General features: G+C 66.5%; 25 protein-coding genes. 6 read left to right on the top strand and 19 right to left on the bottom strand.

Going from position 1 to position 20,334, the window contains the following annotated elements; all coding sequences use genetic code 11:
- The first annotated feature begins 10 nt into the window (after positions 1-10).
- Positions 11-409 (top strand): hypothetical protein, encoded by a 399-nt coding sequence (locus QUG92_RS15830; RefSeq protein ID WP_289459925.1) that lies wholly within the window; start codon positions 11-13, stop codon positions 407-409.
- Positions 410-1,146: 737 nt separating this feature from the next.
- Here the strand turns inward: QUG92_RS15830 and QUG92_RS15825 are convergent.
- The 7 genes from QUG92_RS15825 to QUG92_RS15795 form a co-directional block, all read right to left on the bottom strand.
- Positions 1,147-1,377 carry a hypothetical protein gene (locus tag QUG92_RS15825; RefSeq protein WP_289459924.1) on the bottom strand — a complete coding sequence of 77 codons (231 nt, stop codon included), beginning with the start codon at positions 1,375-1,377 and terminating at the stop codon, positions 1,147-1,149.
- A gap of 9 nt (positions 1,378-1,386) precedes the next feature.
- Positions 1,387-4,818, bottom strand: a complete 3,432-nt coding sequence (locus tag QUG92_RS15820; protein WP_289459923.1) for an RHS repeat domain-containing protein — start codon at positions 4,816-4,818, stop codon at positions 1,387-1,389.
- 138 nt (positions 4,819-4,956) lie between these two features.
- On the bottom strand, positions 4,957-5,322 hold the full coding sequence (locus QUG92_RS15815) for a hypothetical protein (RefSeq protein ID WP_289459922.1): 366 nt from the start codon (positions 5,320-5,322) through the stop codon (positions 4,957-4,959).
- A 76-nt stretch (positions 5,323-5,398) separates the two neighbouring features.
- Positions 5,399-5,812: a hypothetical protein gene (locus tag QUG92_RS15810; protein ID WP_289459921.1), complete on the bottom strand. Its 414-nt coding sequence runs from the start codon at positions 5,810-5,812 to the stop codon at positions 5,399-5,401.
- A gap of 66 nt (positions 5,813-5,878) precedes the next feature.
- On the bottom strand, positions 5,879-6,319 hold the full coding sequence (locus QUG92_RS15805) for a hypothetical protein (protein WP_289459920.1): 441 nt from the start codon (positions 6,317-6,319) through the stop codon (positions 5,879-5,881).
- Between the two features lie 44 nt (positions 6,320-6,363).
- Positions 6,364-6,768 carry a hypothetical protein gene (locus tag QUG92_RS15800; protein WP_289459919.1) on the bottom strand — a complete coding sequence of 135 codons (405 nt, stop codon included), beginning with the start codon at positions 6,766-6,768 and terminating at the stop codon, positions 6,364-6,366.
- Positions 6,765-7,001: a hypothetical protein gene (locus QUG92_RS15795; RefSeq protein ID WP_289459918.1), complete on the bottom strand. Its 237-nt coding sequence runs from the start codon at positions 6,999-7,001 to the stop codon at positions 6,765-6,767. The genes QUG92_RS15800 and QUG92_RS15795 overlap by 4 nt, the downstream gene beginning before the upstream one ends.
- A 380-nt stretch (positions 7,002-7,381) precedes the next feature.
- On the opposite strand from QUG92_RS15795, the gene QUG92_RS15790 reads away from it, so the two are divergent.
- Positions 7,382-7,654, top strand: a complete 273-nt coding sequence (locus tag QUG92_RS15790) for a ribbon-helix-helix protein, CopG family (RefSeq protein WP_289459917.1) — start codon at positions 7,382-7,384, stop codon at positions 7,652-7,654.
- Positions 7,655-7,770: 116 nt separating this feature from the next.
- On the opposite strand, the gene QUG92_RS15785 is transcribed toward QUG92_RS15790, so the two are convergent.
- From QUG92_RS15785 to QUG92_RS15765, 5 genes are all read right to left on the bottom strand, one after another.
- A complete protein-coding gene (locus QUG92_RS15785) occupies positions 7,771-8,523 on the bottom strand; it encodes a YfbU family protein (protein ID WP_289459916.1) in 753 nt (250 codons plus the stop codon).
- Positions 8,524-9,141: 618 nt separating this feature from the next.
- Complete coding sequence (locus tag QUG92_RS15780) at positions 9,142-9,675, bottom strand: hypothetical protein (protein WP_289459915.1); 534 nt, start codon at positions 9,673-9,675, stop codon at positions 9,142-9,144.
- Positions 9,675-10,766, bottom strand: a complete 1,092-nt coding sequence (locus QUG92_RS15775) for a hypothetical protein (protein ID WP_289459914.1) — start codon at positions 10,764-10,766, stop codon at positions 9,675-9,677. The genes QUG92_RS15780 and QUG92_RS15775 overlap by 1 nt, the downstream gene beginning before the upstream one ends.
- Positions 10,767-10,848: 82 nt before the next feature.
- Positions 10,849-12,468 carry a relaxase/mobilization nuclease domain-containing protein gene (locus QUG92_RS15770; protein ID WP_289459913.1) on the bottom strand — a complete coding sequence of 540 codons (1,620 nt, stop codon included), beginning with the start codon at positions 12,466-12,468 and terminating at the stop codon, positions 10,849-10,851.
- Positions 12,469-12,506: 38 nt separating this feature from the next.
- Positions 12,507-12,902, bottom strand: coding sequence for a plasmid mobilization protein (locus QUG92_RS15765; protein ID WP_289459912.1), 396 nt, complete (start codon positions 12,900-12,902; stop codon positions 12,507-12,509).
- Between the two features lie 237 nt (positions 12,903-13,139).
- On the opposite strand from QUG92_RS15765, the gene QUG92_RS15760 reads away from it, so the two are divergent.
- The 4 genes from QUG92_RS15760 to QUG92_RS15745 all read left to right on the top strand — a co-directional run bounded on the left by QUG92_RS15760 (position 13,140) and on the right by QUG92_RS15745 (position 14,584).
- Positions 13,140-13,451 carry a hypothetical protein gene (locus QUG92_RS15760; RefSeq protein WP_289459911.1) on the top strand — a complete coding sequence of 104 codons (312 nt, stop codon included), beginning with the start codon at positions 13,140-13,142 and terminating at the stop codon, positions 13,449-13,451.
- 400 nt (positions 13,452-13,851) lie between these two features.
- Entirely contained in the window at positions 13,852-14,097 is a 246-nt protein-coding gene (locus tag QUG92_RS15755; protein ID WP_289459910.1) for a glutaredoxin family protein, read from the top strand.
- A complete protein-coding gene (locus QUG92_RS15750) occupies positions 14,094-14,324 on the top strand; it encodes a helix-turn-helix transcriptional regulator (RefSeq protein WP_289459909.1) in 231 nt (76 codons plus the stop codon). Before QUG92_RS15755 ends, QUG92_RS15750 begins: the two co-directional genes overlap by 4 nt.
- Positions 14,321-14,584, top strand: a complete 264-nt coding sequence (locus QUG92_RS15745; protein WP_289459908.1) for a hypothetical protein — start codon at positions 14,321-14,323, stop codon at positions 14,582-14,584. Before QUG92_RS15750 ends, QUG92_RS15745 begins: the two co-directional genes overlap by 4 nt.
- A gap of 87 nt (positions 14,585-14,671) precedes the next feature.
- Here QUG92_RS15745 and QUG92_RS15740 read toward each other — a convergent pair whose 3' ends face one another.
- From QUG92_RS15740 to QUG92_RS15710, 7 genes are all read right to left on the bottom strand, one after another.
- The gene (locus tag QUG92_RS15740; protein WP_289459907.1) at positions 14,672-15,277 is read right to left on the bottom strand and encodes a hypothetical protein; all 606 of its coding nucleotides are present in this window, start codon (positions 15,275-15,277) and stop codon (positions 14,672-14,674) included.
- The gene (locus QUG92_RS15735; protein WP_289459906.1) at positions 15,274-15,846 is read right to left on the bottom strand and encodes a recombinase family protein; all 573 of its coding nucleotides are present in this window, start codon (positions 15,844-15,846) and stop codon (positions 15,274-15,276) included. The genes QUG92_RS15740 and QUG92_RS15735 overlap by 4 nt, the downstream gene beginning before the upstream one ends.
- On the bottom strand, positions 15,846-16,679 hold the full coding sequence (locus QUG92_RS15730) for a Fic/DOC family protein (RefSeq protein ID WP_289459905.1): 834 nt from the start codon (positions 16,677-16,679) through the stop codon (positions 15,846-15,848). Before QUG92_RS15730 ends, QUG92_RS15735 begins: the two co-directional genes overlap by 1 nt.
- A 6-nt stretch (positions 16,680-16,685) precedes the next feature.
- Positions 16,686-16,901 carry an antitoxin VbhA family protein gene (locus QUG92_RS15725; protein WP_289459904.1) on the bottom strand — a complete coding sequence of 72 codons (216 nt, stop codon included), beginning with the start codon at positions 16,899-16,901 and terminating at the stop codon, positions 16,686-16,688.
- A gap of 1,333 nt (positions 16,902-18,234) precedes the next feature.
- Entirely contained in the window at positions 18,235-18,660 is a 426-nt protein-coding gene (locus tag QUG92_RS15720; protein ID WP_289459903.1) for a hypothetical protein, read from the bottom strand.
- A gap of 105 nt (positions 18,661-18,765) precedes the next feature.
- Entirely contained in the window at positions 18,766-19,710 is a 945-nt protein-coding gene (locus tag QUG92_RS15715) for an ArdC-like ssDNA-binding domain-containing protein (RefSeq protein WP_289459902.1), read from the bottom strand.
- A gap of 79 nt (positions 19,711-19,789) precedes the next feature.
- Positions 19,790-19,993: a hypothetical protein gene (locus QUG92_RS15710; RefSeq protein WP_289459901.1), complete on the bottom strand. Its 204-nt coding sequence runs from the start codon at positions 19,991-19,993 to the stop codon at positions 19,790-19,792.
- Positions 19,994-20,334: the final 341 nt, after the last annotated feature.

Here is a 20,334-nt window from a genome sequence, read left to right as displayed (position 1 = left end):
GACAACGTCAGTGAACGTCACCGCGAGCGTTCCGCTGTCGACCTGCGCCTACAAAGTCGACACGTACGCGTGCTGGCCGGCCGGCGCCACAGCCCCCGCTCTAAACACGACGATCCCGTTCAAGGCAACCGTTCGGATCTTCGCGGCGCAACGCACCAGCCCGACGGATGCGAGCTTCTGCGAGACCCGCCTCGTGCAGGACTACCCGCTTACGATCGACGAGCGCACTCACCACTACACCGCCACCGCGACGCATACGCTCTCACTTGATCCGGCCTGTACCGGGCGGGTGACGGTCAAGACCGAGCTCCACGACGTCAGCGGACGAGGCTATGTCGGGACACCATCGAGCGACGCCACGACGCCCGGCAAGGGGTACCAGAACGCCGTCGGCGCGACCTGGAACTGACCTGCGACGGCGCGGGTGTGGCGGACGCGGTCTGCCACGCCCGCGCCGTCATTATGGGTACTCCGGCAGCGCCGAGTAAGCGTCGGCAACATCGTTAGCGCCGCCGGCGCCTTCGCTGGGCGATAGTCGGCACCCTCGAGCCTTGGTTTGATCGTGCAGGACGGGACGATCAGATGTGCGGTGCCGGAACCCCTGTCCGTGTGCGGCCGCTATTGCCCGCCATACATGCCCCTCGGCTCCGCGAAGCTGGTGCCGCCGGCACTCGACATCTGACAAAGAAGCTAGCCGATAATGTATCTTATGTCAGCTTGGAGCTCCGGGTTGTACTTACCGCGCTGAAGGTTTGGTGATACACCTCCAGGATGGTGGCGCATGCTGGGCTCGTGTCATGGTGGACAGCAGCCCGTTCACTTCGTAACCGTCGAGCCCGAAACGCGTCACGGCGTGCAGCCTGGCCTGCAGCCGCAGCATCGGGATCGTGTCCACCTGATTTGGGCCTCGGGGGGCGCTCGATCGAGCTATCGGCAGATGCGGGCAAGCCGATTTCGAGAGAGGCTCTAGAGCTTGCCGTGAGCGAGCTGCTTGAGCGTTATGGCAATGGTTTGACACCCCCGCAAATAGCTCGTGATCAAGCAGCGTGGTTGGAATCTGTGTGGCCGGGAGAAGAAGCTGCAACCGCTCGCGAGCAGCTCGAAGCCTTCAAGCGAAGCCTGAGGTAATCCTCGCTTCGATTCTTCTCAGCTGAGTTCATCGTTGCGGCTGCGCTTTCGGCGGACTTGCCGAGCAACTTGTCTCCAAAATATCACGGCCACGAACCCGCATGCAACCATGATGAGAGCCAGGATCGCTAATCCGGCAGGAGCACCAGTGTGCTGTACGAAGTTCCTGGTAAGCGCGGCTGCCAGGAGCAGGAAGAACGCGCTGAATACGATAGCGACGATTAGTCGGATAACCAGGGCGGTCTTCATGCGTTGAGGTTAGCCCTTGATGACTGTTGGCCCGAAGTAGCGCCCTAAGCCTGCTGTCACTAGTCCACTGACCAAGCCAGTGCGGAAGCCGTCGAGAGTCGGCTTTCGAGTCGGCTTCCCTTCAAGGGCGGCAGTGGTCCCAGCACCGATGCCAGATCCCACAACCCCGCCGACGAAGCCGCCAGCTGCGCATCCCAAGGGGCCCAGAGTGCATCCCACTGCAGTCACTCCCAATGTCACAACAGCACCAGCCGCTGCCCCGACGAGTTCGGAGTCTCCGTCGTTGAGCAGGCGCTGTGTCTTCAACCCAGACGGATCGGCACTTCCGATAGGGTCGCCCGCGCCGTACACATAAGGGTTGGCTTCTTGTCCGGAGGGGTCGTACTGGGTGAAGCGACCGATTGTCGGGTCGTAGTAGCGCGCCCCGAACCGGTAGAGGTTGACGCTGGTGTCCCAGTAGCCGGCGGCGTAGCGGATGCTGTTTGCGGTGATCGTCGCGTTGTTCGTCGCAGAACGCAGCTCGCCGTACGGGGTGTAGGAGTAACCACCGGTGTAGGTGCCGGTGGCGCCGAACACGCCGACGACGGACCCGAGGGAGTCGAGCACGTAGTAGAGGCGCGTCGAGCCACTCCGGGCTGAGACGATGTCGCCGGACGGGCTGCGCGTGTAGGCGGTGGTGCCACTGCTGGTGGTTTCGGAGGAGAGCCCGAGCGAGGTGTTTGTGTAGGACGTGCCAGACGCGGATCGTGTCAGCGTTTGGTCGTTACCCTGCCCGAACGCGGTGTAGCTACTCGAGTCGATCGCGGTGATCGCACCGCGGCCTTGGTCGATCGTGTAGGTCTGTCCGGTTGCGCCGCTCTTGGTGGAGTTTCCGGCGGCGTCGTAGGTCCAGGTGGAGGTGTCGCCGGTTGCGGCGGTGAGCTCGTTGGCGTCGTTGTATGTGTAGGTCGACGACTTCGCGGTGATCGTCGATCCGGAGGTGGCCTGGGAGGTGCGGTTGCCGGCGGCGTCGTACCCGTAGGACCAGGTTGCAGTGTTCGTCGAACCGGACGTTTCCGCAGACTTCGTGAGGCGCTTCAGGCTGTCATACGTGTACGTGGTCTTCGCGCCAGCTGTGATGCCCTGTTCCTTGGTCGACGTCCGCGACTGGACGTTGAGCCGGTCGTCTGCCTTCGCCGTGGATCCGCCGACACCGTACGAGTACGCGATGTCCACTGATGCCGTGGAGGTGCCTGCTGCGGTGGCGAGGATGCGCGTGGCGCGGCCGGAGGTGTCGCGGGTGGTGGCGACCTTCGCGCCGCCGGGGAAGGTGCGGGACGTTTCCGCGCCGTTGTTGTCGTAGGCAAGCTTCACGCAACCGGACGATGCTGCGGGTGCGGTGGTTCCGGTGGTGCAGGAGCCGCCGGGTTCGGTGATGGTGGTGAGCTGGTTCGCCGCGTCGTAGCCGTAGGTGACCTTGCCGTTGGCGTCGGTGAAGCCGGTGATGTTGCCGACCTTGTCGTACGTGTACGCCTCTGACTGCCCCGAAGCCGGGCCGGTCTTGCTCAGGAGCCGGCCGAGCCCGTCGTAGGACGAGTTCGTCTGCCCGGTCGCGGAGTCGACCTGCTGGGAGGTGAGGCCGTTCTGGTAGTAGCTGGTGTTGAACGTCGCACCGCCGGCGAAGGTCTGCTGCTGCACCGCGTCGCGAGAGTTGTACGTGAACGTAGTGGTCTTGTTGTTGCCGTCCGTCACGCTGGTGACGCGGCCGAGGGAGTCGTACGCGTACGTCGTCGCGCCGAGCGGTGCCGGCGGAGTCACCGCGGTGAGGTTCCCGGACGTGTCGTAGCTGTACGTGGTCTTCTTCCCACGGCCATCCGTCGCGGAACACTTCTGACCAGCGAAGCCACCGCAGACGCTGCGGTCGCTCTTCTCGTACGTGAACGACTGCGAGACCGCCCCGTTGCCGCTCTTGTCGGTACTGGTCGTACCGGTCAGGTTCCCGGCGGTGTCGTAGGTGAACTGGTTCTTGTTGCCAGCGTCATCCGAGGAGCACTTCGGCAGGTTCGGATTCCCCGACCCGGCGGTCGGGCACGAGGTGCCCTGCGCGTAGGTCGCGGACGCTGCAGCACCGGTGGGGTAGGAAACTCCGGTGGCGTTGTTGAGCTGGTCGTACGAGTACGTGGTCACGTTGCCGGCGGTCTGGCCGGACCCGAGCGCGTCGGTGGTGGTCTGGATGTCGCTGTTCGCGGTCCACGTCTGCGACTTGCTGCGACCGAGCGCGTCCTTCGCCGCACTCACGCGGCCGGAGGAGTCGATCGTGTACGTCGCGGTGTTGCCGTTGCCGTCCTTCACCGTCGTCGTCCCGGATGCGTACGTGTAGGTGCTCGAGGACAGCGTCGTCGACGGCGCGGACGTCTGCGCGGAGGTGATCGTCGTGACACGGTTGGAGGTGTCGTAGCCGAACGTGAAGACGATGTCGCCGTTGCTGTTGCCCGACGGGAACTGCGCCGTCGCGACCCGGCCAGTGGAGTCGTACGTGTACTGCTCGGTGTTGCCGTCCGGCTTGGTCACCTTCACCAGCCGACCAGACGCGTCGGTGTCGTACTGCACGTTCCGGCCCGCCGAGTCAGCAACCGACGTGATCTGCGCCGGGGTGCCACCGGACCAGTTCACTGTGTACTGCCGGCCCGACGCGGTCGACACCGTCTTGACACGGTTGTTCGCGTCGTAGGAGTACGTGGACCCGACGCCGTTGCGGTCGGTGTCGGTGGTAATCCACCCCTGGTCGGAGAAGGTGAGCTTCTCACCCGAGGAGTTGTACTGCAGCGTGTACCGCTTGTCCGTCGACGACGAGTCCGACGTCAACGTCGCGTTGAACCCCTTCGGCGCCGTGTACGTGCTACCCGAGAGGGTGAACTTCGCGGAGAAGCCGTTCGGGCCGGTGAACGTCGCCGACGTTGAATCGGTCTTCAGGCCCACGTCCCCCTGGGACAGTGACGACGACCAACCACCGCCGAACGAGCCAGCGCTCGAGGACAGGCCGTTGTAGAACCGGTCGTTACGGAGCGCCAGGCCCGCACCGTTCAGGACACCGTCGTTCCCGGTGAGGAGCAGGTTCCCGTTGCCGAGGTTCACCTGCGCAACCTCATCGAGCGACAGCTCCGTCTTGTCGAACGAGAAGTACGGCAACGAGCCAAGCCCGGGCGCTCCGACCGTCGCGGTTGCGACCTGCGGGGACGCGACACGTGACTTCGCCGAGCCGGACGTACTGGAGCTCGTCGCACCCGGCTTCCACGGCACATCAGGCGCATCGATCGCCGGGATCGCGTTGTGATCCGCCGACGCCGGCGGGGTGAACACCGTGTTCCACGGCTCCCCCGCAGCGACGGCCGGCGTTGCGACCAGCGCACTCCCGACCACGGCCGACGAGACCAGAACAGACAACGCGATGCGACGACGCATGCCACTCCCCTAACCAGAAATCAGCCGCCCCGGCCGATCCGAGAGGAAGTAGAACACGCCATCGCACCGATGCATAGACCCGCGCTCAGCGGACAGCCACGATGCGCACTGATGAACGCAATACCCCCAATAAGGTGGCTAGAGCGAGGCGAGTGCGTCCGCCGTCCTTCTAGCGGCGTCCCAGTCGACGTGGGCATCCTCGGCAGCTGCATGGAAGGCCACCCGGCCGCGCACCGCTCGCTCCGTTGCCGCATACAAGGCGTTCCCTTGCGCAACGACGAGCGCGCCGACTGCATCAAGGAGGGCGCGGTAAGCAGCGAGATCGTGTGCCGCGAGTGCGTCAGCCGCGTCGCGTCCAAGCTTCGCCGCAGCCTTCCGCGCGGTTGCTGGCGCGGCGTCGGCGTTCGCGATTGCGGCGGAGTGGAGTGCGTCGAGGAGAGCTGCCGCCTCGTCATGCGCAGCCCCGGAGAGTCCCGCAACGCGGGTGTACCGGTTGGCGGCCATCTCGACGAGTCCTTCCGACTCGAGCCGCGCGATCGCTTCCCTTGTTGGCGCTCAGTCTGGGACCGCGGCGCCGGTACTACCGCTCGAAGCGGATCAAGAACTCCTCGGCGAGAATCTGCCATCCCGCCTGCGGTACGAGATCACTGACGACCCGTACGGCGTGGGAGACGTCGTCAGAGTCCTCTACTGACCAGGTGCAGTCACGGCTCACAATCGTCAGTTCCGGGCCGGATTGGTCCCAGTAGAACGCGGAGGTCTGCTTGCGCTCGTCGACTCGGGTCATGGCGTGCACGCCGTCAAGGCCGCGCAGATCTGTCTTGATCTGCGGGAAGGCGCCGGCGTGAGGCCAGTTCCGGAACGCTGCGGTGACCGCGAGATCGATGTCGATCTTGTTGTATGGCAGAGACCGGCGTCCGTTGAGGATTAGACCGAGCGCGAAGCCTTCGGAGAAGCTGTTGCGCTGTTGCGTAGGGGTCGGGGTCCGGGCCATGCCGTCAAGCGTACGAGCAGCTTGGACCATTGCGGCATGCCTGTGCTGCGATGGTGGCCCTCTGCTTCAGCGGCCGACGCCGAAACGGCCGAGCCAGGTGCGAGGCGGAGCCGCCTTGTCGAACGAGCGGGTCAGCGCGTCTTCATAAGCCCCTAGCCACGTCACGGCGGTCATCTTGCGCACGTGGGCCGCGACGGCGACACGGACGAACAGAGAGGCGACGACCATGATCCCGATTGCCTCGAGGATCGGGATGAGTTGCCACCATCCGCCTGGCTGCGCGGCGATACTCAACAGGTTGAACGTCACGCCAAGCACGGAGACCAACAGCGCGGTGACAGAGACGCCGACCTCGGCGCCGTTCGAACTGTGCGCCCTGAGCACACCGAGCACAGCCATACGAGTATTTGGCGCATCGGCGGTCGCACTGACGAAGCGATCAACATCTGCCGCGGTGAGCCTGGCCTCCGCGTCGTGCGGGAGGTGATCGCGCGCTTCGGGGAGCACGGCGTCCGTGATGTACGGTACGAATCGACTTACAGCTGCCACGTTCAGGCTTTGTTGTCGCGCCCGAAGTAGAAGCCAAGCACAGCGGCGGCGAGGGCTTGGATCGGTCCGAGCACGAGAGCGACTCGACCAAGTTCTTCTACATCAATCCAATGGCAGAGCATGCCGACGACCGCGGCGCCGTAGAGCACGGAAACAATGCCGAGCACCCAGAAGGCCAGCCATCGGCGGGTGATGGCGTCGTGCTCATCCTTGCGGTATGGCTTTGGCCGACGGAGCCGGAAGCCGTGGTCGTATCCCCACGGAAAATCGCGTAGGGCGTCAGGATCCAGATCCTCCGTCAGCACATCGGAGGGCGTGACGTCGTCAACGTTCGCATCGCTGAGCTCGGGCGCAACGCTCTGCTCAGGAGCGTTACCTGAACGAGATCCGTCGCGCGGGGTGCTCACGCGTCTGCCTGTGGGACGGTAGCAGTGATGAACGCACCGGAGTTCAAGGACGAGCTCTGCGGCAGCTCATTGTCGGACATGACGTGCCGAAAGGTCAGTGCGTCGTCTTCCGGTTCTTCCTCGAGCCCGGAGCGGCGCACGTCGACGCGGTCGACGTCTTGGTCGTCCATGAACCGCTTGATGGCTGCAAGCAGCGCCTCGGGCATCTGCTTGCGAGCAGTCTGTGTTGTCATGGAGTCCTCGTGGTCCGTTGCGAGCTGGTGGGTGGGCTATCGCATGGCTTCAGGGTACCTCAGGTACGTGACGCGCACAGCGAAAATGTGTGGACAGTGCGTACGATGTGTGTATAACTGGTTTGACACCTTCGGGTCCGGACCCTCCCCGAACTCGAGGAAGGATCGTCAGCACCGCTGACGGTCAGCACCTGCAGCCGGGCTGCTTCTCACGGCCGCAGGAAGCCCGTCGCAGCCGCGACGGCACCCGACCAACCGAGCAGGGTATGGACACCTGCTCAACCTGTCGGACTTGGGGCTGACCTAGGAGCCCCACCCGCCGGGCTACCCGAAGCCCATCACCACGACCGAGCCACCCACCCCTGGAGAGGGACTACGCGATGAGTTCCGAAACGTCCACCAAGACCACCGCCCGCCGAAAGCCTCGCGCCAAGGGCGCGAACGAGCAGCTTGTTCGGCTGAACGTGAACCTCAACGCTGAGACGGCTGAAGCGCTGAAGGAGATCGCTGACCAGCGTGGGATCTCCTTCACTGAGGCCGTCCGCCGGGCAATCTCCGTGTACAAGTTCATCGATGATGAGACGCAGGAGGGTCACCGGATCCAAACTGTGGACCCCGAGCGGAACGAAGTTCGCGAACTTGTACTGATGTAACAACCCCCTCGAGAGCCGGTGCTGATCCTGATCAGCACCGGCTCTTGCATGTCCGCGGCCCACAGCTCTGGCCGGAGAGCCAGGGTCCCTCCTGCGTCTCCGGCACGCACGACGAATCAGCGGTTGTCGGGGTGGATACGGGCGGCCCGGAGAGCGAGCAGATCCTCATCGCGGAGCCGACGGTGCACGCGACCCTTCGCTGGCCTCCTTGCCTGTTCCTCTCGGATGCGCCGGTACTCGGCAAGCATCCGCGAGTAGGTGTCGATCATCGGATGGTGCGAGTTGCCACGCTCAGGCCCGTTCAGGAAGTCCGCCCGCTCCTCCCAGCGCCCATCGCCGACCAGGAACTCGACGTAGTTCGCCATCTTCGACTCCAGCGGATCATTGTGGTCGAAGCCACGGAACCGGAGAGCGTTGACGAGCTCCTCGTCGAACTGGTCCGTCTTCTGCAGCTCCGCGACGCTGTAATCGATCATTCGGAACATGTCCAGGACGTCCATGACGAACTTGGCATCGCGCTTACTGAGCTCAGGGGCGATGCCGGCGTACTCGGTCCAGTACTCCTGAGTGAACCCCGCCTCCAACACCTTGGCCCGCTCGAGCTGGTACTCAGCGTCACCGTCGACATCGTTTGCATCAGCCGGAAGAACCCGCGCCAGGATCCGGTGAAGCAGCGACAGCACATGACGCTCCTTCGCCGTCATCGAGTCCGGTGTGTAACCGTCACGTTCGTCTTCCTCACGGATAGGAACCACCGCCGTTCGGATCAGATCGCGGACGAAGTCACTCACGGTCACCCCCTCCCCCTCCGCCTGTGATTGAAGGGCGTCTCGCGTCTCGTCGTCCAGACGCACGGTGATCGTCGGCATTGGGGCTCCTCACTACGGACCGCCCTGTAATACGTTGCGGCTTACGCGTCGTACAGTATCACCAGAAGCACCAGGGGTTCCACAAAGGGATCGGCTACCGAACGGCTCCGTAGAGCTTGGGGAGGGAACCCCAGACCCGCGGCCGATCTTTCGCAGAGAGAAGGCCTTGAAGCTGATGCACAACCCCGGCACCCCCACCCCCCGGGCGCAATCAGTGCCGCATCGTCGGTCTGCATGGCGGTGACGGTGGCGGAGCGCACGAGCAAGCGGGGCAACCCGCTGCCGCCGATGCCGGTTGCCCGTTGCCGGTTGCCCGTTGCCGGTTGCCGGTTGCCGGTTGCCGGTTGCCGGACAGAGCTACCAGCTCGTCGACCCGACCCGACCCAACGCGCAACGGCGCCGGTCGCGGGAAGAAGTAGCCCCCAGTAGAACGGCCCTCACTATTCGTGGGGAGGGCCGTTCTCGTTCCTGGTGTTGGTACCTCCAGCCCACTCCTCGGCGATCCCGGGAGAGCGGAGCAGCAGCACGCCGAAGGTGTGCCACGATCCGCTCTCCCGGCGTCGACGAGGCCCGAACGTGAAGAACGCCGCCCCGACCGGGGCGGCGTTCTTCGTTGGCTTAGGAGACAGCTCTGACCCATCCTCCAAAGAGGTTCCCCGAGCGCACTGCGTTCACGATGTCAGCCTCCCCGGAGCGCTGCCCGGGAGACAGCTCGATGTTGAGCCCCATCCCGTACAACAGGAACACTCGATGCTGCTGGGCGACCAGCGAGCGGAACCGCTGGTCATGTTGCATCAACGTGCCAATCTGATGGCTGCCGGCAGCCTCGATCTTCATGACGATGGTTCCTCCGTCTTCCTCCACGGGCATGCTCAAGTAGAGGGTCAACGACGTCGGTGAGCGGAGATCGATCCAAGCACCGTGCTGGCTGACGATCGGTGCTGACTGCAGGATGCTTGCTGGCGAAGGGTCAAGGACCAGTCCGAGTCCGGCTTCCTCCACGATGGAGTTCCAAGTCGTCTCAACTTCGCCGGTGGGAGTTGGCCAGGCCGGCGCCTGCCGGAGCTCGAACATGAAAACGGGCACCGCAACGCTTCGGTCCTCACTCTCCCAGATGTGCGTAGCGGTCCGGATGTTGAGTTGCTGAGGCATCAGCGGCCAAGCTCCCGACGCTCGCGGGTGGTTCCCATCGCCTTCGTCGCGGCCTTGCGGGCCCTGGCCGCGCTGCGAGTGGAGCTGACTGCAGCACGGGGGTGCTTGGCGTTGGAGACGTCGGCGCCGTACTGCGCTTGAACAGCGACGGGCTCGACGCCCTGCTCAGCCATCTTGCCGGCATGCGCATCGCGTCGGTCGGCATTGTCCCACGCTGAGAGGCCCGCTGCGCGGTCCTGGCTGCCGGCACCCTGCTCTCCTCGGTCGGCGGTGCTCTCCGCGGCTGCCGAGCGGGCCGTGGAGAGCCGTTCGCGCATGCCGACGGCGCTCTCGAGCATGGTCTTCCGGTCGCGATCGAGTTCGTCAAAAGAGCGCTCAGGATCGGCGTCACTCTCGTCGAGCCCCTGCCGTCCTTGCCACTCGGACGAAGCGAGGAACCGCTCGATGCGGTCAGCCTCGTACTCGTTGAGAGTGAGCGTGATGGTGCGTTCCGCGTTCGGGTCGAGCGGCGCCGGCTCGTCGTACTCGTCTTCGTAGCCGAGCCCGATCTGACCGGCCGGGCTCACACCGGGTGCGCGCTCAGTGTCGACGTCGGAGCGCGCGGCTTCGGCGTTGCGGTCGTGCTGGTCGGCCGCGTTTAGGAGCTGGTCGGCGTCGCGACGTTCCTGCTCCGTGGAGCCGGCCTGCTCGGCGGCGTTACCCTGCTCAGGGGCGTCCATGCCGGCGCGCTGGCGCAGGACCTCGGCGACGCGCTGCGGGTCGGCCTGCACGTCGTTGACGTCGATGCCGTACCGCTCGCGGAGCTCGTCGCCCATGTGCGCGTGCGCCCGGGCGAGGTTCGGGTCGGTGTCCTTCCACGCGGCGGACGTCTCGTAGGCGTGCGCGATGTCCTCGGGGCGGGCGCGGTCCCACCACGCGGGCTCGCGGGTCGGCTGCAGTTGAGCGCGCGCCATCGCCCGCTCCTGCTCGAACTGCACCTGCGTCTCGCGTGCACGCTGCACGCTCTGGGCTTCGGCACGGCGGGCGGCTTCCTCGCGCATGCGCGCGAAGTTCTCGCCCATGCGTCCGGCGGCCGCGATCAGCGTCCGCATGACACCGTCGAGCTCGGCTTCCACGTCGTTGCTGTGGACGTTCCCCACGTCACTCATCGAGTTCCCCTGTCTCTCAGTGTTCCTATCGGTCCCGGTCGTCGCGCTCTGGGCGGACGGCGGGTGTTGCTGGCCGGGCCGGTTCGATCCGGTTCGGCAGCGGGTTCGAAGCTCGCCCGGTGGTTCCACCGTTCTGCGCCTCGAGCACTCGACTGGCAGCCTCGGCGGCCGGGTCGAGCGTGGCGGTTGCCGCACGGTCGGTCGCCGGCTTCGTGGCGGCGGGGATCTGCGGGAGGCGTGCGCGGATCGCGTCGAGGTTCGCGCCCATCGCGTCGGCGATCTGCGCTGCCTGCCGGGCGTCCTGAATCGCGGTGTGCGACTCGTACAGCGCGCGGGTCGTGGCGACGAGCTGGCGGAACAGGATGGCCTCAGCCATCGTGCCCGTGCCGCCCTTCGCCGCCATGAGCAGCAGCATTGCCGCACCCGACGCGGACGCCATGCCGGCGGGCTTGGGCTTCACCTGGTGCTTCCGGAGCTGCGCGCTCCGGGCGAGCACCCGGGATGCGTCAGCGAGCGGGCCGGGCGTCTCCTCGACGCGCTCGGACCATGCCGCGAACGCGGCGCTGGTCTCCTTCGCGACGATCGCCCACGTGGCGCGGTCCTCACGTGGGACGTCGCTCAACTGCTTGCGGAGACGGCTGACGTCGGCGGTGTACTGCTGCCACAGCTCCGGGGTCGGCTCCCGCACCTCGGCGCCCGGGTTGACCGGCTTGTACCGGACGGGGTTCCGCCACGTGGCCTGCCACTCGGCGACACCCTCGGACGCTGACTGCGGGCTGTCGACCCAACCGTCACGGAGCCGCTGCAGGGTGAGGTCGCGGGCAAGCCGGCCACCACCGTGCCAGACAATCGGCTCGCCCTTCTGCGGTCGGATCGCGACCGAGTACCCGGCGACAACGTCGTCACGTCCGGCACCAAACCGAGGCTTCGCGACGATACCCATCTGGTGCAGACGGCGGACGAACTCGCCCTCGGTCTGCGCGGCGCCGGCTGCTGCGCGGACACCGCGCTCGAGGCGACGTGCCTTCGTCTCAGCGGCCCCGGCACGCTCGGCGATGTTCCGCTCCGACGGCCGCTCACCGCGCTCGGTCGACGCTGCGATCCGGGACGTGGTGAGCTGCAGCCGGTACTTGACCTCGAGGTCACGGGCGACCTCCTGGGACCGCTGGCGGTCGCGGTGGACGTTCACCTTCGTACCGTCCTCGCGGACGAGGGACACGGCGATGTGAATGTGATCGTTGCCGTTCTTCGACAGGCCGTGACGGACCGCAACCCACCGTGCGGGTGCACGTCCGGACTGCGCTTCGGTGAACTCCATGGCGTCGACGAAGTCGTTCGCGATCGCGGACCACTGCTCGTCGGAGAGCTGGCCTTCCTCGGCGCGCAGCGAGAGGGAGCAGTGCCACACGTGAGCGTCGACACGCTCCTTGTGCGTCTCGCCGGTCTCGGGATCCTGGATGGTCTTGAGCTGCGTGACGTCGACACCGAACACGCGGTGCGGTTCGTCGAGGTCACGGGCGATCGCCAGTGCGGTTGCACGGTCGAGCTCGTCGTCGCCGTACATCGTCATGATCGCGGGGTCACCGGCGACGAGGTGCTGGTCCTCGTGCTCGTTGGTGCGCCCCTCCCCGGCGAGGTAGGTCAACAGACCTTCCATCCGACCGCCGCGCGTGATGTTCGGCATCATGCGCCGGCCAACCGTTCGACGGCAGCACTGATCCGCGGAACGAGTGCGCGATACTCCTTGACGATCGCGTCAGCGTCAGCGGGGAACACACGCTCCTCGTTGGCGTACTTCGCCATCTGGTTGACGTTGTTCGCGATGTTCGCGAGCAGACGACGGATGGCGAAGAGTTCGGCGATCGCTTCCTTGCGGTCGGTGTCAGTCTCAATGTGCAGGTTCAGCGCGGACTCGACCATGAGCCGCGGAACCGTGACACCGCGAACGAGAGCACGCGCTTCCAGCTGCGCCTGCTCCTCATTATTCGCCTTCACGACGTAGCGCTTCTTGCGCGGGCCCTCGTCGTCGTTAGCGCGCCGCTGACGGCCGAACAACCGACGCTCGTTCGGTTCCGTCATGACGCACCCCCTCTAGCCCAGCGCAGCGACCCCGAAGAATACGGGGCCTCATACGACCAGTATGCCTCCGAGGTGCGCGCAGCGCCACCTCGGCACGCAATTTAGGACACCTAAACCTATAGCTTGCTCCGTCAGGGACTCCGCCGCAACGGAGCCGGAGGGGACGTGGGACTGCGCCGGGACGGTGCCCGTAAGGTACTTACGATGGCTGCGTAGCTGGCAGCTACGCTAGGGGGCATGAGCGATGCGAACCAGACCCCGGACAGTGCAGCCGACGCCGCGAGGCGTCTCCTCGAAGCGCAGCTCAACGAGCGCGTCGAAGCGGTCCGCGAACTCGTGAGCGCGGCGAACGACGCGGACGACGCGGAGCGGATGGCACAGGAGGCGCGTGAGCGTCACAGCGCAGCGTGGGACGCAGCCCTCCGTGCCGGGTGGAGCGAGAAGGACCTCAAGCAGACCGGCGCGAAGCAGCCGGGAACCGCGGCACCCAAGCGTCGTGCACGTCGCACGTCGACGTCGTCAGCGCCCGTCGCTGACCAGGGCGAGTAGCCCGCCAGAACGTACGTCACACCACACGGAAGGCCCCGTCGAGCATCGCTCGGCGGGGCCTTCGTCGTTGTGTCCACACGTGCGCACAGCGGCACGACCAGAGCACCGCTGCGCGGGAGCCGCACGCGGCGGGGAGGAGCCCGGCGGAGCCGGGCGGAGCCGGGCGGAGCCGGGCGGAAGTTCGTTGTTTTGCCGTGAAGCCTCCGGCAGCGTACGGACGCTCCGGCTCCGCGCAAGCGGCAAGCCACCGACGCCGGGAACAAGTTCGGGACGCGGTCGCAAGCTCCCTTATTTCGCCCCGAACTTCTTCCCGACCTCGCCACAGAGGGTTGCACTCCACCTCCACGTCCTAGCGGCGACAAGTCGCCTTCACGGCAAAACAACGAGAGGGAGTGGACCGATGAATAAGCACAAGGTGGTTCTGTACGGGCAGCCCGGCTGCGGCCCGTGCGTGGCGGTCAAGGCGTCGCTGGAACGTGCTGGGATCGCGTACGAGTACGTGGACGTGACGACCTCGCCGGAGGCGCTGGCGCACGTGCGTGAGCTCGGCTACCAGCACACACCGGTGATCGAGACCGCGGACGACCACTGGACGGACTTCCGTCCGGACAAGGTTGCCGCGCTGGCTGCGGGAGTGGCATCGTGAGCGCCGCAGTAAAGGCACTGCTGATGCTCGAACCGCTGCGCCGGCGACCATCGTTCCCGAGCTTGCTCACCCCGGAGCAGACGGCAGTGACGCTCGGCGTCAGCGTCGACGAGCTCGACGTGATGCGCGCGGAGGGCACCGGCCCGATCGCGTTCGCGGTAAGCCCTCGCGTGGTTCGCTACTCCCCCGCCGGCGTCGAAGCGTGGAAGTCTCACCGGAGCGCATGATGACCATCGCCCACACCGCTACGCCGGGCTCCGAGCCGACGCCGTACTCGATCGACCACGACCCGATCAACGACGTCCGGGTGTGGGAGCTCACCGACCATGAGCGTGCGATCTACGAACTCGGTTTCCTCGTCGGGTACGCCGCCCGTCAACCAGAGGTTGACCAGCTCGACCACGAGGCCGACCGCCTCTACGTCGCCGCGTTCGACCACGGACACTGCAACTGCTGGCGCCAGCGTCGACACAACGTGACGTGGTGACCGCTAGGCCTGTCGCGGGCGAACCCCGCTACGAGCCGTCGGCGGCTGGGCCAACGTCCGAGCTCGAGCGCTGAGCGCCCAGGTGCCCTAGCTCTCGAGGATGCCGAAAGCGTGCTCTACGGCCTGCTCAGCACCCTCCGCCTCGAGGCGAGCCGCCGTTAGGGCAGTCTCGTCCTCGCGGAGGTAGCTTCCGAGGATCTTGCGAATGAGAGTGAGCAATTTCCGCTCCCGCCAATAGGTGGCGTAGTGGGCGATTCGCACCTCGGGGTCGGGATCGACGTAGTCGGCTGCGCGCTCCACGACCGATGCACCGAGGAGGCCGGCTACTGCTGACCGCACGGCAGCTCGGGCGTCGTCGTTCTCGATGAGCTCGGCGAGGTCCTCGATTCGCTGAACCTCAGTGCGCTGGCGGGCGTCCATTGCTCGGTATGGCTCACCAGGGACGTGGGTCTCGGCGAAGAACTGGCTGCTGATCGCAAGCGCTTCCCTCGCAGCGTTGCGCCCTTGGTCTCGTAGGCGCGCGACGCGCTCATGCTCGCGCTCGGCCGCTCGATCCTTCCGGTCCTCCGTCCGGTCGTCCTCGCGCGCTTTCCGGTTACTTCGAGTGGTAATGACAGTGGTCCCTACGGCGCCGCCGGCACCGAGGACGGCGCCGACCAAGCCGGAGACGAAGGTGGTCCATTCGACGCTCACGCGATAGCCTCCAACGCATTAGCGAGGGCGCGTGACACGGTCGACGCGCTGACGCCGATGGTCCCGGCAATCTCGTCGTAGGTGTGCCCATCGGCGCGCATGCGGAGGGCCGTGGCGAGCTTGTTCGGGGTCATCGCCCGTGGGCGTCCGCCGCGGCGGCCACGCGCTCGAGCGGCCGCTAGGCCCTCGTGGGTGCGTTCGCTGATGATGCGTCCGGAGAACTGTCCGATCGCGGCGAAGATCACGAAGAACATCTCACCGCCGGCGGTGGTGGTGTCGATGCCCTCGTGCAGGGATCGGAACTCGATACCGCGTGCCTTGAGGTCGTCGACGACGCGGACCAGATGTTGCACCGATCGACCGAGCCGGTCGATGCGGGTGACCATGAGCACGTCGCCCTCGTGGTCGCGGAGGTAGTCGAGCGCGGCCGCCAGGCCGGGGCGGGTATCGAGCTTCCCGGATGCCTTGTCCTCGAAGATCCGAGACGCTCCGGCCGCCCGGAGCTCGTCGGTCTGCGAGTGCAAGGACTGATCAAGTGTGGACACTCTCGCGTACCCCACGATCGCCATCAGCGCTCGTACCCGTCACGTCGGGGCCCGGTGACGTTGGGGCTGGTCGATCGTCCGGAGGGGCCGTAGTAGGACCGCTCCCCCACGCCTGCGGACTTCCCGCCGGTGTAGCCGGGCGGGACGGAGCGGAGGCCGCGCATGGCTTCCGCGGCTTGCTTGGCGCGCTGCAGCGCCAGGGGGTCCATGCGGTCGGTGACCATGACGCCGAGGGCGGAGCGCAGCGGCTCGAGGTTCCCGCCGCGGGCGGCGTGCGAGACGGCGATGTTCTGCTCCTTGGTGAGGACGGACCAGTGGATCGTCTTCCCGCCAGCCTCGGCCACCTGGTCGAAGTAGAGCCGCTGCGTTCGGCCGTTGCCTTCGCGGAACGGGTGGGCGTCGTTGACGTCGTTTAAGCGGTCGGCGAGCTTGCTCGACCAGCGCTCGTTGTCCATGCCGGGGGTGAGCATGCCGTCCTCGCGCATCATGCGCGCGGCACCGTCGACGACGATGCCGGCGTGCTCGGGCGGCAGGAATCCCTGACCGTCCTTACGGATGCCGACGGTGCGGATCTCACCGGCCCACGGGTAGACGTCTTGGAACAGGTGGCGGTGGATCGCCTGCAGGTGCTCGATACCGAAGTCACCGCGGATGGGCTGCAGTCGCAGCTCCATCGCGCGGACCGTCGCCCGAGAGTCCTCGAACGCGCGGAGTTCGTCAACGGTACGGATCGGCTCGGCCGACCGGGTGCGGAGCAACCCGGTCTCCTGGTCCATGTAGCCGGCCCAGCGCTCATCATGGGTGGCGCCGGTCGCCCAGGGCCGCTCGGCTTCCCAGGAGCGGTCGTCGGAGGCCATGCCTCTTCAGCGGTCAGCGGTCGACGGGTGTGCCTGCCGAACCTCGGCAGCCATCTCGTCGAATGTGAGCTCACCGCGGACCCACCGGTCCTGCGCGGCGTGCGTGACGTCTGATGCTCGGCCGCCCTCGAGGGCCGTGGACGTGCGGGTCTCGTCGACGATCTGCTGACGGTGCGCGCGCTCTGCTTCGGTGAGCTGCGTGGTCTTGGTCTGCGTTGCCATCGGGTCCTCCCCCGGTCAGTCCCTCAATGCTACCCGTCAGACAGCAAAAACGGTACGGCGAGGTTTTGACGGCAGGAGGTTTTGACGGTGAGTTCTGACGGATCGGGCACCGCGGAACCACAGGGGTCGCCGACGACGTCGATCAGCAGGGCAGAAACGATCGTTTGTGAAGGAGGATCGCCGCGTGACGGCGCACTGACCGCCTGCGGATGGCGGTGGGAGACAGGGCGGGGGTCCTAGTGCTTGCCCTAGGACCCCCGCGCAGCTAGTCACCTAGCTGCTGCTCAGGGCTAGTTGCCTAGCCACTGCTCGAGCAGCCATCGGACGATACCGGCGATGCTCCCCTTCAGGAGCACCTCAGCGATCTTCCTCAGAACTGCTCTGATGCTTGGACGTTTCTTAAACATGCCATGCACCTGCCTTCCCGGTGGTACTGCGTACCGGAGGAGGCGGTCGTCCAGTTGGGCTAGCTACGTTGCACGAGCAACGCAACAGGCGTAACATCACCGAAGAACTACCTCGGGTGATGTCATTACAGCCACACCCACGGTCGTGCCTCACCGGTCGGCCGTCAGAGCAAGGCCCGGAGTGCAATCCGGGCCTTTCTCATTTCAACCGGACGAGCTGGACGGCCCGTCGGGCCACTCGCGAGCTGTGACCTGCTCACATTGTGACAGATGCCGACGACGCGGAGGGGGCCTCTGTTCCGGTCAGTGGCCGCTTTTCCACGCTCTCGGAGCACCGGCGGCTACCAGCCAGCAACCGAGGCTTGGCAGTAAGCAGGACTGCCGACGTCGGCTTGTGGGACGGTGTCCAGGATTCTAGACAGCGGGTGTCTAGCGGCTAGACGTTCACCTCATAACCGAACGATCCCCGAGTTCAGATCCCGCCCGGAGTAGCTGCCTCGAAGGACCAGACCGACCAGGCGGTCAACTTGCACGGCCGGGTCCGGGTCGCTCCGGCGGAGGACACCGCGATCGCGGCGGCGAGCAAGTCGACGTCAGACTCTGAAGCGTGCGTACTCGACCGTCGTCGATCGCAGCGCGAAGCGCCAGCAGTCGACGACCGGCCGTCAGCGAGGGCGGCATCGACGTCGGCGCTGAGCAGCAGGGCGCTAGTCGCTCCTGGCGAACCATTCGGCAGTCCACTGCCGATTGAGCGAACGCCGATCGCCCGTACGCTGCCCCGGGCTTCACGTCCAAGAAACGGCCCCGGCACGGGGGCTGGCAGTGCCGGCGTCGACGCCGGCTCCTCGTGCGGAGCTTGCTCCGCCTGGGGTGCGCGAGGGGCCAGCCCCTCGCCCGGCCGCTTGCGGGCGGCCGGGCGGCGATCGTCACGCGGCGGCGGTGGAGCTGGTGACGTCGACGCGCACATGGTCGTGGTCGCACTCCCAGAAGTTCGAGAGCACATCGGCCGCGATGCGTTCGGCGTCGACACCGGTTCCGGCCGCCTCGGGGAACGTGACGGTCACGATGACGGTGTGCACGGGTTCGGGAGAGGACGGACCGTAACCGGCCCCTCCGTGCTCGTACCGCCATGCGAACGCGACCGCGCCCGCGGGGCCGTCACCGTGGAGCTCGAACGCTGCGCGGTGTTCGTCGTCGGTGTGGCCGGGGCGGCGGGTGCAGCGCCAGGGCACTCCCCCGACGTCGTACGTCGACGCGTCGCACGTGGCTCCAGTGGGGTCGAGGTCGGCGGCGGGTGCCTCGGGGTCGACGTCGTGGCCGATGGTGTCGGGGCGGCTGTAGGTGATGATCACGGCGGTTCTCCTGCGGGTCTGTGTCCGTTGTGGGCCTGGGTCCTGGTGGCGGCTCTGCCGCCGGAGTGCGGGGCCGCGGCGCGTACCGCGGCCCCTGGTCGTCGCTTAGGCAGCGTCGACCTCGTCGGTGCTGGTGGTGTCACTGTCGTCGTCCTCGGGGTCGAGGACGGCGGCGATTTGGTGGGCGGTGGCGAGCACGCGGGCGGCGGTGCTGCGGATCAACTCGACGTCGGCGTCTGCCCATGCGGCGACGTAGCCGACGCTGTAGGCGCTGGTGTCGAAACCGACGAGTCCGGCGACGACGTAGGCGACGCTCTCGGCCTCGGTTTCCATGAGGCCGCGGTGCTCGGCGTACTCCGCGAGGTCGTCGACGTGGCCCATGAGCACGTGCGCGCTTTCGTGAATCATGGTCTTGGCGGCGTGCTCGGGGCTGAGGTGCGTCCCGATGACGATGCGGCGGCTCTCGGGGTCGCTGTAGCCGTTGCGGCCGCCGGTGAGGTCCTGGTGCTCGACGGTCCACCCCTCGGCTGCGAGGTGGGTGCTGAGGGCGTCCACGATGCCGTAGCCGTCGGCGCCGGTGAGGTCCCGGGCGATCGTGGGGTCGCTCGCGCCGTCCATGAGGTCGGTCTGTGCGATGTCGAACACGAAGAGGATGGGGAACCGCGCGACGCGCTTTTCGTGGCTCTCGCCGTTCTCGTCCTCCTCGGTCACCTTCTTGGTGCTGTAGCCGAAGATCCGGACGGCCTTCTCGCCCTTCCTGACCTGGCGGCCGAGGCCCTGCCACTTGCGGAACCCGGCGACGCGCGATGCGTCAGGGCGCTGGCTGAGGATCAACAACACGTTGTTGAGGCTGTAGGCGTGGAACGCGGACGCGAACGCGAGGAACGCCGTCCAGCGCTCCGAGTCGCGAAGTGCTTCAACCTGCGTCGCGATCGACTCGTGGAGTGCGGCGGCCTGCGCCTTCTTCTCCTCGATGGTGCGGCGGGGCGTTGCGGCCTTCTTGGCGGGGCGGCGGGCCGTGGTCTTGGTGGTGCGTGTCGTGGTGGTCATGGTTCCTGCTCCTGGGTCGATCGGGGATGATGGGCGGAGCGGGAGGGACCTAGTTTGGATAGGTCCCTCCCGTCCTGTGTCACTCGTCGTCGGTGCGGGTCAACGTGTCCACGAACGTCGTGAACTGCGGGCCGGTGATCGTCGCCGTGTGGGTGAGCGTGTAGCCCATCGCGGCGCGCTGGCGGAGGTCGTCCTCGCGCTCTCCGAGCTTCCGTAACTGGCGCTGCATCTGGTCCTCCTCCACCACCGGAACGAACGAGACGACGGTCTCGATGCGCTGCATGTGCTTTCCTCTCCCTCTCGTTTTTTGCCGTGAAGGCGACTTGTCGCCGCTAGGACGGGAGGGTGGAGTGCAACCCGAAGGGCGGCGGGGGAGAGAATTTCGGCGCGAGATAAGGGAGCTTGCGACCGCGTGCCGAAATTCTCGGAGGAGACGGCGGCTTGCCGCTTGCGCGGAGCCCGGACGTCCGTACGCTGCCGAAGGCTTCACGGCAAAAGAACGGGCCGAAGGCCCTACAGGGCCGGTGGAGCCGGCTCCACCCGGAGCGCAGCGACTCCCGGCCCCCTGCCGGAAGCCCTAGACGATCCCTGCGCGCACGACGGGGCTCGAGAACTGCCGGCAAG

Source organism: Curtobacterium citri, from assembly GCF_030362955.1.
Taxonomy (GTDB): domain Bacteria; phylum Actinomycetota; class Actinomycetes; order Actinomycetales; family Microbacteriaceae; genus Curtobacterium; species Curtobacterium citri.
Note: the sequence above shows the minus strand (reverse complement) of the source record. Positions and strands in the feature narration are given on the sequence as shown.

What these genes read in the sequence shown, in the direction of transcription:
- QUG92_RS15780 (WP_289459915.1), bottom strand. Translation starts at nt 9,675, where the DNA reads ATGCCTCAGCAACTCAACATCCGGACCGCTACGCACATCTGGGAGAGT.
- QUG92_RS15755 (WP_289459910.1), top strand. Translation starts at nt 13,852, where the DNA reads ATGAATAAGCACAAGGTGGTTCTGTACGGGCAGCCCGGCTGCGGCCCG.
- QUG92_RS15725 (WP_289459904.1), bottom strand. Translation starts at nt 16,901, where the DNA reads ATGGCAACGCAGACCAAGACCACGCAGCTCACCGAAGCAGAGCGCGCG.
- QUG92_RS15820 (WP_289459923.1), bottom strand. Translation starts at nt 4,818, where the DNA reads ATGCGTCGTCGCATCGCGTTGTCTGTTCTGGTCTCGTCGGCCGTGGTC.
- QUG92_RS15715 (WP_289459902.1), bottom strand. Translation starts at nt 19,710, where the DNA reads ATGACCACCACGACACGCACCACCAAGACCACGGCCCGCCGCCCCGCC.
- QUG92_RS15790 (WP_289459917.1), top strand. Translation starts at nt 7,382, where the DNA reads ATGAGTTCCGAAACGTCCACCAAGACCACCGCCCGCCGAAAGCCTCGC.
- QUG92_RS15785 (WP_289459916.1), bottom strand. Translation starts at nt 8,523, where the DNA reads ATGCCGACGATCACCGTGCGTCTGGACGACGAGACGCGAGACGCCCTT.
- QUG92_RS15710 (WP_289459901.1), bottom strand. Translation starts at nt 19,993, where the DNA reads ATGCAGCGCATCGAGACCGTCGTCTCGTTCGTTCCGGTGGTGGAGGAG.
- QUG92_RS15795 (WP_289459918.1), bottom strand. Translation starts at nt 7,001, where the DNA reads ATGACAACACAGACTGCTCGCAAGCAGATGCCCGAGGCGCTGCTTGCA.
- QUG92_RS15810 (WP_289459921.1), bottom strand. Translation starts at nt 5,812, where the DNA reads ATGGCCCGGACCCCGACCCCTACGCAACAGCGCAACAGCTTCTCCGAA.
- QUG92_RS15775 (WP_289459914.1), bottom strand. Translation starts at nt 10,766, where the DNA reads ATGCGGACGCTGATCGCGGCCGCCGGACGCATGGGCGAGAACTTCGCG.
- QUG92_RS15735 (WP_289459906.1), bottom strand. Translation starts at nt 15,846, where the DNA reads ATGGCGATCGTGGGGTACGCGAGAGTGTCCACACTTGATCAGTCCTTG.
- QUG92_RS15760 (WP_289459911.1), top strand. Translation starts at nt 13,140, where the DNA reads ATGAGCGATGCGAACCAGACCCCGGACAGTGCAGCCGACGCCGCGAGG.
- QUG92_RS15815 (WP_289459922.1), bottom strand. Translation starts at nt 5,322, where the DNA reads ATGGCCGCCAACCGGTACACCCGCGTTGCGGGACTCTCCGGGGCTGCG.
- QUG92_RS15765 (WP_289459912.1), bottom strand. Translation starts at nt 12,902, where the DNA reads ATGACGGAACCGAACGAGCGTCGGTTGTTCGGCCGTCAGCGGCGCGCT.
- QUG92_RS15745 (WP_289459908.1), top strand. Translation starts at nt 14,321, where the DNA reads ATGATGACCATCGCCCACACCGCTACGCCGGGCTCCGAGCCGACGCCG.
- QUG92_RS15730 (WP_289459905.1), bottom strand. Translation starts at nt 16,679, where the DNA reads ATGGCCTCCGACGACCGCTCCTGGGAAGCCGAGCGGCCCTGGGCGACC.
- QUG92_RS15825 (WP_289459924.1), bottom strand. Translation starts at nt 1,377, where the DNA reads ATGAAGACCGCCCTGGTTATCCGACTAATCGTCGCTATCGTATTCAGC.